The 12,075-nt window shown below is 32.7% G+C and carries 12 protein-coding genes; 6 read left to right on the forward strand and 6 right to left on the reverse strand.

All coding sequences use genetic code 11. The features are described from left to right. Positions 1-3 precede the first annotated feature (3 nt). The 4 genes from K6T82_RS17635 (at position 4) to K6T82_RS17650 (ending at position 4,883) form a co-directional block, all read left to right on the forward strand. Positions 4-996, forward strand: coding sequence for a glucosamine inositolphosphorylceramide transferase family protein (locus K6T82_RS17635; RefSeq protein ID WP_223708397.1), 993 nt, complete (start codon positions 4-6; stop codon positions 994-996). Beyond that, a complete protein-coding gene (locus K6T82_RS17640) occupies positions 993-2,066 on the forward strand; it encodes a glycosyltransferase family 4 protein (RefSeq protein ID WP_223708399.1) in 1,074 nt (357 codons plus the stop codon). The genes K6T82_RS17635 and K6T82_RS17640 overlap by 4 nt, the downstream gene beginning before the upstream one ends. Position 2,067: 1 nt before the next feature. Next, positions 2,068-3,408 carry an O-antigen ligase family protein gene (locus K6T82_RS17645; protein WP_223708402.1) on the forward strand — a complete coding sequence of 447 codons (1,341 nt, stop codon included), beginning with the start codon at positions 2,068-2,070 and terminating at the stop codon, positions 3,406-3,408. An 80-nt stretch (positions 3,409-3,488) separates the two neighbouring features. After that, positions 3,489-4,883, forward strand: coding sequence for a sugar transferase (locus K6T82_RS17650; RefSeq protein WP_223708404.1), 1,395 nt, complete (start codon positions 3,489-3,491; stop codon positions 4,881-4,883). Positions 4,884-4,886: 3 nt separating this feature from the next. Here K6T82_RS17650 and K6T82_RS17655 read toward each other — a convergent pair whose 3' ends face one another. Together K6T82_RS17655 and K6T82_RS17660 are read right to left on the reverse strand one after the other, a co-directional pair. Further along, positions 4,887-6,020 (reverse strand): lipoprotein N-acyltransferase Lnb domain-containing protein, encoded by a 1,134-nt coding sequence (locus K6T82_RS17655; protein ID WP_223708407.1) that lies wholly within the window; start codon positions 6,018-6,020, stop codon positions 4,887-4,889. 36 nt (positions 6,021-6,056) lie between these two features. After that, positions 6,057-7,124: a putative type IX sorting system protein PorV2 gene (locus tag K6T82_RS17660; RefSeq protein ID WP_476702584.1), complete on the reverse strand. Its 1,068-nt coding sequence runs from the start codon at positions 7,122-7,124 to the stop codon at positions 6,057-6,059. A 190-nt stretch (positions 7,125-7,314) separates the two neighbouring features. Between K6T82_RS17660 and K6T82_RS17665 the strand changes: the two genes are divergently transcribed. Further along, positions 7,315-8,028, forward strand: coding sequence for a CDP-alcohol phosphatidyltransferase family protein (locus K6T82_RS17665; protein WP_223708409.1), 714 nt, complete (start codon positions 7,315-7,317; stop codon positions 8,026-8,028). A 9-nt stretch (positions 8,029-8,037) separates the two neighbouring features. Continuing rightward, a complete protein-coding gene (locus K6T82_RS17670) occupies positions 8,038-8,892 on the forward strand; it encodes a glycoside hydrolase family 25 protein (RefSeq protein ID WP_223708411.1) in 855 nt (284 codons plus the stop codon). Between the two features lie 59 nt (positions 8,893-8,951). Here K6T82_RS17670 and lptB read toward each other — a convergent pair whose 3' ends face one another. The 4 genes from lptB to K6T82_RS17690 form a co-directional block, all read right to left on the reverse strand. Beyond that, on the reverse strand, positions 8,952-9,692 hold the full coding sequence (gene lptB, locus K6T82_RS17675; protein WP_012022391.1) for an LPS export ABC transporter ATP-binding protein: 741 nt from the start codon (positions 9,690-9,692) through the stop codon (positions 8,952-8,954). Positions 9,693-9,896: 204 nt separating this feature from the next. Continuing rightward, positions 9,897-10,247 carry a carboxymuconolactone decarboxylase family protein gene (locus K6T82_RS17680; protein WP_223708414.1) on the reverse strand — a complete coding sequence of 117 codons (351 nt, stop codon included), beginning with the start codon at positions 10,245-10,247 and terminating at the stop codon, positions 9,897-9,899. Then, the gene (tatC, locus tag K6T82_RS17685; RefSeq protein ID WP_223708427.1) at positions 10,240-11,055 is read right to left on the reverse strand and encodes a twin-arginine translocase subunit TatC; all 816 of its coding nucleotides are present in this window, start codon (positions 11,053-11,055) and stop codon (positions 10,240-10,242) included. The genes K6T82_RS17680 and tatC overlap by 8 nt, the downstream gene beginning before the upstream one ends. Further along, positions 11,055-12,020: a KpsF/GutQ family sugar-phosphate isomerase gene (locus tag K6T82_RS17690; RefSeq protein ID WP_223708429.1), complete on the reverse strand. Its 966-nt coding sequence runs from the start codon at positions 12,018-12,020 to the stop codon at positions 11,055-11,057. The genes tatC and K6T82_RS17690 overlap by 1 nt, the downstream gene beginning before the upstream one ends. Between the last annotated feature and the right edge of the window lie 55 nt (positions 12,021-12,075).

A 12,075-nucleotide genomic window follows, 5' to 3' on the forward strand; every position in this document is an offset into this window, starting at 1 on the left:
GGTATGAAGAAATATATAATTGGAGCTTTATTTCTAGGAATTTTAACCTTGATTATAATAAATTACAGAACACCTTTTTTTGATAGAGATGCAGGTGGTTGGTCAGTAGGTTACGGTGAATCGAATGCATATCCTGAAAATATTAATGTAAAAGAAAATCAAATTTATTCTCTTGAGAAATTAAAAACTCAGAATGATAGTACAGGTTTTCTCGCGGATCCTTTTTTTGTAAAAGAGAAAGACACATTTTACTTATTTTTTGAGCAGCAAAAAGCAAAACCAAATGCCGATGTGGGCTTGTTGACTTCTGTAGACGGAAAAAATTATCAATATAGAGGTACAGTATTAACTCAGAAATTCCATTTGTCTTATCCACAGGTTTTCAAATATAAAAATGACTTTTATATGATTCCAGAATCAAAACAGGCCAATGCTGTTTTGCTGTACAAAGCGAATCATTTTCCTTTTGACTGGAAAATCTGCGATACTTTAATAAAAAATGTAAGACTTAAAGATCCGTCGATTTATTTGTCAGATTCCTTAAATGTGATGGTGGCATCAGATGATAAATTGAATATGTATGTCTATCAGGCAGATTCTCTTTTTGGTAAATGGAAATTGCATAAAAAACCAATTGCCTTATTAGGAACCGAGGCAAGAGCAGGTGGACGTTTTTTTGCAGACAAAAAGGGTTTGATACTGCCTGTACAAAACTGTTCTCACGGATATGGTTATGGCTTGTCTTTGTATCGTTTTCGTTTTAAGGCTGGATCGTATACTACCGAAAGGATAGCGCCTTTTTTCTTAAAAGCAGAAACAGGAATTAAAGAATTTAACGCTGGAATGCATCAATTCGATATTCAGAAAATAGATGACAATCGCTATTATTATGTTTATGATGGTAATAGATTAAATAGCGATGCGAAAAAAGTAAATATCTTTGGACCTTTAAAATGGACTTTTCTTGATTTAAAAAATTGGATACTAAACCAATGAGAATTATTCAGATTATAGATTCTTTAGATGCCGGCGGTGCAGAACGAATGGCTGTAAATTATGCCAACGCCTTGGTAGGCGAAATTGATTTTTCAGGATTGGTTGCTACACGTAAAGAAGGCCTTTTGTTGGATCAGATTCATCCATCGGTATCATATTTGTTTTTAAAAAAGAAAAAAAGAATAGATATTAATGCCATTTTAAGATTAAGAACATATGTTCTGAAAAATAAAGTAACCCATATCCATTCGCATAGTACATCATTTTTTCTGGCATTTCTATTGAAATTAACCTTGCCTTCGTTAAAAATCATAAGACATGACCATTATGGAAATAATGAATTTTTAGAAAACAGACCACATACTGTTTTAAGGTTTACAGCATTTTTCTTTGATGGCGTTATCACCGTAAATCAGAAGCTAAAAAACTGGTCTGAAAAAGTATTGAAATCAAAAAACGTAGTTTATTTCCCGAACTTTGCAGCTTTGGACTTAGACGTACAAGAAAATACAATTTTAAAAGGTTCTCAGGAAAGAAGAATTGTTTTATTAGCTAATTTAAGACCTCAAAAAGATCATTTTTTATTGTTGGAAGTGGCCAGGAAATTAAAGCAATCTCACAGAGAATGGAGTTTTCATCTGGTAGGAAAAGATTTTGACGACGATTATTCCAAAGAGATTCAAGCGAATATAAAAAAATACGAATTAGAAAAACAAGTGTTTCTTTATGGTTCTAAGAAAGACGTATCTAATATATTACATCAGGCAGAAATTGCGATTTTAACATCTAAATCAGAAGGATTGCCAGTTGCTCTTTTAGAATATGGACAAAATAAAAAAGCAGTAATTGTTACAAATGTTGGAGAAGTGCCGTTTATTATTCAAAATGGAATTAATGGCTTTATTGTAGAAAGTTCAAATGTAGAAGCGTTTTATCATGCTGTTGTAACATTTATTGAAAACGCAGAACTTCGAATAACCTTGGGAAATAATCTGTTTCAGACCGTTACAGCAAAATTGTCTGAAAAAGCAGTTATTAAAAAATATCTAAATTGGCTGCAAACAAATTAAAATGAAAAAAGAAGAAGTATCCTATATTTATCTAATCCTCATTCATGCTTTTTTTGCATTACTGATGTATGCGTTGCCATTTACTGCAAAGCTATATACTTTGGGTACATTTATTTTTGGTCTTTATTATATAATTAAAACCAAAAATAAAAACAATGAGGTGCTGATTATGTCGGCATATGTTGTCAGTATGGAAGTTTTGGTGAGAATGACCAACGGAATGATTATCAATGAAATTGGTAAATATTCGGTTTTGATCTATTTGTTCATAGGAATGATATATACTGGGTTTTCAAAAAAGGCATTTTTATACTGGATCTTTTTACTTTTGCTTGTTCCCAGTATAGTGCTGTCTACTTTTTCTTTAGATTTTGATACAAATATCAGAAAAGCAATTGCTTTCAATATCTCTGGACCTGTATGTTTGGGAATTTCAGCAGTTTATTGTTACCAGAGAAAAATATCATTTGACAGGATGAAAGATATTATTACTGCATTTTCTTTGCCTCTGGTTACAATGGTTATTTATCTTTTCTTGTATACGCCAAGTGTAAAAGATGTTATTACAGGAACGCAATCCAGTTTCGAAACTTCTGGAGGTTTTGGACCCAATCAGGTTTCAACTTTATTAGGCCTTGGAATCTTTGTTTTCTTTGTAAAACTGCTTTTTGATTCTAAAAGCAGAATCATGCAATTAATAAATTTCGGTTTTGTTTTAACCTTTGCTTTTAGAGGAATCGTAACTTTTTCGAGAGGGGGAGTTATTACGGCCGTAGTAATGGTAATTGTCCTCTTGGCGGTAATGTTTTTTCAAGCTAATTCAAGACTTAGACCGAAAATTGGATTAATTATATTGTTGTCTCTATTGTCTGGTCTGGGAGTTTGGGGTTATAGTTCTCTACAGACCCGTGGTCTTATCAATAAACGTTATGCAAATGAAGATGCTTTGGGGCGAAAGAAAAAAAGTCAGTTGAGTGGAAGGGAAATACTGATAGAAACAGAATTAATGATGTTTGTAGATAATCCAGTTTTTGGAATTGGAGTTGGTAAAAATAAAGAGTTGCGAAGACATGAAACCGGAATTGATTTGCCTACGCATAACGAAATAACTCGAATGTTGGCAGAACACGGTTCTTTAGGAGCTATTGGTTTGCTAATTCTTTTTTTTACACCAATGTTTTTATTTTTAAATAATCGTCAAAATATATTGGGACTTTCTTTCTTGGTATTTTGGCTCTTGACAATTAATCATGCGGCCATGCGAACCGCTGCGCCGGCATTTGTCTACGCATTATCTTTGCTTTATGTGCAGATTAAAATTCCGGATGAAACGGAAGTTTAATAGCCTATTTTATTTTTTTTACAATACATTTGTCCAGAATATGATTTAGCCCCAACAAATCAATTTTAAAAATAGAGTAGATGCCTACAAAGAGAAAAATGCATTTTGAGATTTCAGAGAGGAAAGTTCTTCTTTACCTTTTTGATGCATTATTTGTTTTTGCAGCCTTGCTTTCTCTAAGCCTTATATTTGACTATCATTATTATGTTTTAGATGATGGAAAATATTTAAAATCTTTTTTATTGATTGCTTACGTGTATATTTTTGGAAACATCTTCGAAATATACAATCTACAGACGGCAAGCAGTCAGTTCCAGATTCTACGTGGGGTTGTTTTAACATCGATAACCGCTATTACAGTATATTTACTGACGCCAATTTTATCGCCCGAACTTCCTAAGCAGCGATTAATTATCATCATTTTCTACTTTTCAATTTTAAGTTCGCTGTTATTATGGCGTTTTTTCTATGTTTATTTTTTGGCTTCTTATCGATTTGTGCAAAATGTAGTTTTAATTTGCGATCAGAATCAAGTAGAAGAATTGGTTTTAGGACTTGAAAATGTAGATCCGCATTATAAAATTGTTGGTTTTGTAAACTCCGATTCTGTAACCGATGAAAATTTGGATTTTCATTATGTGAAAGAAATAAAAAAAGAAGATTTAGAGCATTTTGTAATAACACACAATATCTCTGAAATTGTTATTGCATCGCAAAAAACAGACGGAATTACAGCTGATCTGTATCAGCAACTGCTTCATTTATTAGAAAACGGAAATATAATTCGGGAGTATACACAAGTATACGAAAGTAAAACACAACGAATTCCAGTACAGTATATTGGAAGAGATTTTTATAGATTTTTCCCGTTTAGCCGAAGTAATAATAATAGGTTGTATTTGTTGTTAATCCGTATAATGGAGCTTCTGTTTTCGTTATTCGGACTAATCATTTGCTTCATTTTTATTCCGATAATTTCAATCGCAAATACATTTGCTAATAAAGGAAGTCTTTTTTATACGCAGGAAAGAGTAGGTAAAAACGGAGTGGTATTTAAAATTTATAAGTTTAGAACCATGACGGCGAATTCAGAAACAGATGGTGCTGTTTTTGCAAAGCACGATGATAAAAGAGTTACTCCGTTTGGTAAATTTATGCGAAAATCAAGAATTGATGAGCTTCCTCAATTTATCAATGTTTTAAAAGGTGATATGGCTGTTATTGGCCCAAGACCTGAGCGTCCTTTTTTTGTTGAAGAAATCGCTAGTGTTATGCCTTTTTATGAAACTCGTCACGTTATTAAGCCCGGACTAACAGGCTGGGCACAGGTAAATTATTCTTATGGAGAATCGATAGAAGAAAGTTTGATCAAACTACAATACGATCTTTATTACATTAAACACAGAAGCGTATTTCTGGATTTAAGCATTACTTTTAAAACCATTACGACGGTTTTATTTTATCGTGGACAATAATTTTTAGATTATTGGAATTGGTCTTTTATTACGGATTCCGGTTCTTACTAAAAGTACACCAGTGGTAACAATTAATGGAAGCGTAATAAAGAAATGTGCTTTGTTAATCAAAAACAAAAAGTAAATCACTAAAAGAACAAAATTGATTAGTGATAATCTGTACGTCCATAATTTGTTTTTGAAAATCGAGAATAGGACTAAAACCAATAAAAGCGGATTGAAAAGTAATACATTATAATTCATCGCCAATTCATGGTGAAAAGAATAGAATCCCATGATCACGAAAAATATTCCAATTAAGGATAGAATTAAAAAGTAGATTTTATCAACCTTTTTGTCTCTTGCAAATATCACAAAAAGCAAAATGAACAAATAAGTATAAATATTATTCCACCACGATTTTGGAGTTTCTTTGGTGAATTCTAACAGAGTTTTGCTTTTACCCGCTAAAGGCTGGTTTTTAAATGTAGTTTTTTCTAAACTGTTTTTTAATTCAAAAGGAAGGAAAATCCTTGTTCCCATTTGATCGACTTTAGTTCCAAAGATAATGCTGGTTCCCAATTGATCATAAAAATGACCATCAAAATAAGGAAACAAAATAGATCGATACGTCTTATCTGTATCTTCTTTTTTTGTGATAACATTTTGACCTAACGATTTATTGATCACATCTACAACCATCGAAGTACAGTTTTTATCAATAAATTTATAAGTATAATAGCGATCTTCAGATGCTAGAACTGCATTTAGTTCGTCAAAAAGTTTCTGTTTCAAATCTAGAGGAATCAGTAATTCTTGTTCGAAAATACTTCTTTTCTCATACGTGTATTCATTATAAAAATCGGAGTAAGAATGTACAGTAGCAAAATATTGTAAATCTCCCTTAGCAAATTTCATTACGAAATTAGGCGTTCTAAAATCAAAAGTTCCGTAATTGTAAACAACGTCAAAATTGTTTCCCGGATCAGAAACTCTAATTCCGGTATGACCAAAGTAAGAATAGGTTTCATTGCCAAGTCCGCAAGTAAGAACACTTATTTTAGCATCTTTTGATAAAGGTAAACTTTGGCTAAAACCAATAAAACTAAATAAGAAGAATACAGTAAAAAGTGCTTTTTTGAACATGACAGTTTTCATGATTTAATTTTTTTAAAGATTTTATGGTTTTATAATTTACCTAAAGATTCCTAAATCGACTTTTAATGAGAAAATATTAGAATACAATGCTGTACTTTGATTTCCTAAATCGGTCAAGGCATAATCAATCTGAATTCCTTTGTATTTAAAACCCAAACCAATGTTAGGTTGAAAATTTACTTTTTCGGTATTATCTAATTGCATTACATTTTGAAAGTTTCCTGCTCCAGCTCGTACGAAAACCAAATCGGTATAACCAAACTCAAACCCTAGAGCTGGGTCTATACTTACTACTTTTGATGAAATAATATCGTTTGTTTGCTCGAATCGCATGTTTAAATTTGCAGAAGTTACAAGACTACATTCGTTGTGAAAATCAAATCTTTTTGAAACTCCTAATTGTGCTTTAGGTAAAGTAATTTCGGTACTTTCTGGTAATTCATTGTTCTCTCCTGGAATGGCGTTTGCAATTTTTGCATATTCCTCCTCATCAATATTCCAGACATTATAAGTTGTCGTAATGTCTCTAAGCATTAATCCGAACTTCCAGCCGTTTCTTTCAAACTGAAGTCCGACATCAAATCCAAATCCCCAGGAGTTAGCAAATTTTCCAATTACTCTTCGGATCACTTTGGCGTTTACACCATATTGAAATCCGTCAACAGGAAGTTTTCTCGCATAAGAAAATGTAAAACCATAATCGGCTGTAGAGAATAATCGAATTCTGTTATAGTCGATATTTCCTTGGCTGTCGATTAACTGTGTCGTATCCATGATATCATCCACACCAAAACGAATCATTGAGATTCCCCAAGCACTTCTGTCATCAATCGGACTAGCATAACCGATATAATCATATTGTGCAATATTCGCAAAATAACTGGCATGCATCAACGAAATTTGGTGGTCTTCAAGATGCGTTAAACCTGCCGGATTCCAGTAACCAGCATTCACATCACTGGTAGAAGCCGTAACAGCGCTGGACATTCCAAGTGCTGCGGCGTCAACTCCAATATTCATAAATTCATTCGAATATTTTCGAACGCTTTGTGCATACTGAAGTGTACAATTCCAGAATAATATAAACACTAAAAATTTCTTCAACGTATATGTTTTAGCAGATCAAGACCTGTTTTAATTTTTATCAAAAATATAATATTTTAGTCATCTTATAAGTTCCTTTCTTTAAATATTCTAAAAGTAAAGCCTAGAAATAAAAAACTCTTGAAAAAACTCGTTTTGCATCGAGTTATTATGCTAAATTTGTTCTCTGCCATTATCAAAATTTCAAACTATGAATATCAAAAAGCACATTCCAAATCTAATCACATTAATCAATCTTTTTTGTGGTTGTGTCGCAATTGTTTATGTTTCTCAGAATAACTATTTAATGGCGTTTTACATGGTTTGCTTAGGAATCTTCTTTGATTTCTTCGATGGTTTTTTTGCAAGACTATTCAAAGTTTCAAGTCCTTTAGGTTTACAGTTGGATTCTTTGGCAGATATGGTAACAAGTGGCGTAACACCAGGTTACGTAATGTACAGTATGTTTAACAACAGTGCACACGAATTCGGAACACATCCAGCAATTCCTTTCTTAGGTTTTATTATTACTTTGGGATCATGCTATCGTTTGGCTAATTTTAATATTGATACACGTCAGACAGATTATTTCATTGGATTGCCAACTCCGGCAAATGCATTGTTTATTTTGAGTCTTCCCTTGGTTATTTCATTTTCAGATTCTTTAATGATTTTGGAAATTTTGACCAATCAGTGGGTTTTATTGGTAATAACATTATGCAGTGCTTATATTTTGAATGCTGAAATTCCGTTGTTTTCTTTAAAAGTTAAAAAATTCAACTTGAAAGAAAATGCACTTCAAATTGTGTTTTTAACCATTTCAGTAGTAATGGTTTTATTGCTTCATTACATTGCGATTCCTCTAATTATTGCTTTTTATGTCTTATTGTCAATTGTGAATAATCTGTTTTTGAAAAAAAAGTAGTCCTGTTTAATGGCAAAAAAAACAACGTACCGCAAAACATATGCAAGAAAACCAGCTGGGAGATCTTTTCTCGGCAAGCTTTTTCGTGCTTTTATTTTGATTTTTTTTGCACTTCTTTTCATTGGAATAATTTATCATTACAGAAAAGGTTTAGCTTATTATTTAGGATTTAAATCTGAAAAAGTTCTAGATGAAGATGAGGTAGATAAACACCTTTCGGATGTTCGGAATATTCGTGTTCTTGAAAACCATAAAGGAAAAGTAATCGGAATTGACGTTTCTGAATTTCAAGGAAAAGTAGATTGGGAAGAAGTAGAAATTCTGGATGAAAAATATCCAGTTCAGTTTGTTTTTATTCGTGCGACCGCAGGAAATGATCGTGTAGACAGGCAATTTAAAAGAAACTGGGAAGGTGCCAAAGAGAATAAAATCATGCGTGGCGCTTATCATTATTATCGTCCAAATGAAAATTCGATAGAACAAGCCGATCTTTTTATCAAAACAGTAAAATTGAGGAAAGGAGATCTTCCGCCGGTTTTGGATATCGAAAAATTACCCAAAAACCAGCCTTTAGACAGTTTGAAAAAAGGATTGAAACGTTGGTTGAATAAAGTTGAAAAGCATTATCAAGTTCGCCCTATAATTTATTCTGGAGAAAGATATTATTCAGATTTCTTGAAGGAAGAATTCAGCGAATATCTTTTCTGGATTGCCAATTATAATTTCTACAGAGAAAAAATTGAAGATGATTGGTTGTTCTGGCAGTTTACAGAAAAGGCATCTTTACCAGGAATTAAACATCGAGTTGATGTTAATATTTACAACGGAGATATTGAACAGTTGCAGTTTATTACTGTTGAGTAGTTTTCAGTCGCAGTCGCAGTTTTCAGCATTCACTGTGACTGAAAACTGCGACTGAATACTTAAAACTCTAGTTTCTTTTTACGAAGCTCGAAGTTTTGTCCAAGATAAACACGACGAACCATTTCATCTTCTACCAATTCTTCTGGAACTCCTGCTTTTAGGATTCCTCCTTCGAACATTAAGTATGTTTTGTCAGTAATCGCTAATGTTTCCTGAACGTTGTGATCGGTAATTAGGATTCCGATGTTTTTATTTTTTAATTGTGCTACAATTCGCTGAATATCTTCAACCGCAACAGGGTCAACTCCCGCGAAAGGCTCATCCAATAAAATGAATTTAGGATCAGTTGCCAATGCACGTGCAATCTCCGTACGTCGACGCTCACCCCCAGAAAGTAAGTCACCTCGGTTGGTACGAATATGTTCTAAGCTGAATTCTTCAATTAAACTTTCCATTTTTGCGATCTGAGCTTCTTTAGAAAGTTTGGTTAATTGTAAAACACTCAGAATATTATCTTCAATGCTTAATTTTCTAAAAACAGAAGCTTCCTGTGCCAAATAACCAATTCCTTGTTGTGCACGTTTGTACATCGGATAATCAGTAATATTCAAATCATCTAGATAAATATTACCCTGATTTGGTTTTACCAATCCCACGATCATATAAAAAGACGTTGTTTTTCCTGCTCCATTTGGTCCCAAAAGGCCCACGATTTCTCCTTGATTTACTTCAACAGAAATTCCTTTTACAACACTACGTCCCTTATAGGTTTTGATTAAATTATCGGCTCTTAGCTTCATTTTTTTAATTAGATAATTAGATAATTTGAAAATGAGATAATTTACAAACTAGCTCAATTTTTAATTTTAAAATTTATTAGAAGAGGCAAATTAAAAGTAAAATAATCAATCAGATAAATGAATTAACAAATTATTGCATTTTCAAAATCAGATATTTGCGTTTGTGGAGCAATTATCTAATTATCTAATTGGCACATTTTCTAATTACTTTCCCTGTTCTTCTAGGGCTTCCCAGAATTCGTAAGCTCTTCTTAAATGAGGAATTACGATTGTTCCTCCAACAAGAGTTGCAATTCCCATTGCTTCCATCATTTCTTCTTTAGAAACACCTTCTTTGTAGCTCGTTTCTAAATGATATTTTACACAGTCGTCGCATCTTAAAACTGTAGAGGCAACTAAACCTAAAAGTTCTTTTGTTTTTACATCGAGAGCACCTTCCGCATAAGCGTTAGTATCTAGATTAAAAATTCGCTTTACAATTTTGTTATTGTCAGCTAATAATTTTTCGTTCATTTTAGAACGATAGTCATTAAATTCTTGAATGATATCAGACATTTTCTTTTAATTTATTTCTATAAACAACTTTTGAAATTAAAATACTTACTTCGTAAATAATTAACATCGGAATTGCTACAATGGTTTGACTTACTACGTCTGGTGGTGTTACAATAGCTGCAATAACCAAGATTAATACTACGGCATATTTCCAGTACTTTCTAAGAAATTCTGGAGTTACTAATCCTAATTTGGTCAAGAAATAAATTGCAATTGGTAATTCGAAAAAGATGGCACTCCCCAAAATACTTGTTTTTACCATTCCCATATAAGATTCCAGTGTAAACTGGTTTTTTACCACATCACTCACAGAGAAAGTGGCAACGAAATTTACCGACATCGGGATTACTACAAAATAACCGAACAATACTCCTAAAAAGAAAAGCAAAGAAGAAACAAAGATGAATAATTTTGCATTTTTTCTCTCTTTCTCATAAAGCGCCGGACTGATAAATTTCCAGATTTCCCATAAAATATAAGGAAAACTTAGAATGAAACCTGCCAAAAGACACATCCAGACAAAAATATTAACCTGTCCTTCCATTTCCGTATTTTGGATAATGAAATTCAGTTCTGTAATGCAAATGCTGTCTGCAAATCCTAATGAATGTGATAAGTCGCAAAACCAAACATACGTAAAGAATGTTGGTCTAATCGGACCTAAAATAATTTGATCAAATAAATAATCACTGATAAAATAAGTAACAAATGCCATTATGCATGTTGCAATTGTACTTCTAACTAATAACCATCTTAGTTCTTCAAGATGATCCAAAAATGACATCTCGCCAAGGTTTTTCTTTGCCATTATACGATTCCTTCTTTTAAAATGTCATGTAAGTGTAAAACTCCTTTGTATTCTCCTTCGTCGGCAACAATAAGTTGCGTAATAGAGAAATCTTCCAAAATATTCAATGCATCAACCGCCATAGTTTCTGAAGAAACCATTTTAGGATTTTTAGACATAATATCCCTTGCAGTCAAGTCCGCAATAGTATCTACGTCGTTTAGCATTCTTCGGATGTCTCCATCCGTAATAATTCCGATAATTTTATTGTCTTCTATTACTGCAGTTACACCCAATCTTTTTTCAGAAATTTCGAAAATTGCTTTTTTGATAGAGGTTTCTGGAGTAACAGCTGGTTTTAATGAATGCTCGATCATGTCTTTTACACGAAGCAATAATTTTTTGCCTAAAGCACCTCCTGGATGATAAATCGCAAAATCTTCAGGTTTAAAATCACGCATCTCCATTAAGCAAACTGCAAGAGCATCGCCCATAACTAGTTGCGCAGTTGTACTGTTAGTAGGCGCTAGATTAATTGGACAAGCTTCAGTGTTAACGGTTGTGTTCAATATATAATCTGAACCTTTTGCTAAAAAAGAAGTCACATTTCCAGTTATTGCAATCAGGGTGTTGCCAAATCGTTTTAATAACGGAACCAAAACTTTGATTTCTGGACTGTTGCCACTTTTAGAAATGCAAATAATAACATCGTCGTTTTGAATCATTCCTAAATCTCCATGAATCGCTTCTGCTGCGTGTAAAAACATAGAAGGTGTTCCTGTAGAGTTAAAAGTGGCAACCATTTTTTGTGCAATAATGGCACTTTTTCCTATTCCTGTAACGATTAAACGGCCTTTAGATTCGTAGATACGCTGAACTGCTTCGTAGAAATTTTCATCCAGAAAATCAATTAGTTTGGTAATTGCTTCACTTTCAGAGAGTATTGTTTTTTTGGCAATCGCCAATATATTTTCTTTTGAGATCAAATCAGAATATTTAAAATTTGTATGTAAAAAAGAAAGTTGTATCTTTATGTGTTGC

Source organism: Flavobacterium potami (genome assembly GCF_020026915.1).
GTDB lineage: Bacteria > Bacteroidota > Bacteroidia > Flavobacteriales > Flavobacteriaceae > Flavobacterium > Flavobacterium potami.

What these genes read in the sequence shown, in the direction of transcription:
- K6T82_RS17635 (WP_223708397.1), top strand. Translation starts at nt 4, where the DNA reads ATGAAGAAATATATAATTGGAGCTTTATTTCTAGGAATTTTAACCTTG.
- K6T82_RS17640 (WP_223708399.1), top strand. Translation starts at nt 993, where the DNA reads ATGAGAATTATTCAGATTATAGATTCTTTAGATGCCGGCGGTGCAGAA.
- K6T82_RS17645 (WP_223708402.1), top strand. Translation starts at nt 2,068, where the DNA reads ATGAAAAAAGAAGAAGTATCCTATATTTATCTAATCCTCATTCATGCT.
- K6T82_RS17650 (WP_223708404.1), top strand. Translation starts at nt 3,489, where the DNA reads ATGCCTACAAAGAGAAAAATGCATTTTGAGATTTCAGAGAGGAAAGTT.
- K6T82_RS17655 (WP_223708407.1), bottom strand. Translation starts at nt 6,020, where the DNA reads ATGAAAACTGTCATGTTCAAAAAAGCACTTTTTACTGTATTCTTCTTA.
- K6T82_RS17665 (WP_223708409.1), top strand. Translation starts at nt 7,315, where the DNA reads ATGAATATCAAAAAGCACATTCCAAATCTAATCACATTAATCAATCTT.
- K6T82_RS17670 (WP_223708411.1), top strand. Translation starts at nt 8,038, where the DNA reads ATGGCAAAAAAAACAACGTACCGCAAAACATATGCAAGAAAACCAGCT.
- lptB (WP_012022391.1), bottom strand. Translation starts at nt 9,692, where the DNA reads ATGAAGCTAAGAGCCGATAATTTAATCAAAACCTATAAGGGACGTAGT.
- K6T82_RS17680 (WP_223708414.1), bottom strand. Translation starts at nt 10,247, where the DNA reads ATGTCTGATATCATTCAAGAATTTAATGACTATCGTTCTAAAATGAAC.
- tatC (WP_223708427.1), bottom strand. Translation starts at nt 11,055, where the DNA reads ATGGCAAAGAAAAACCTTGGCGAGATGTCATTTTTGGATCATCTTGAA.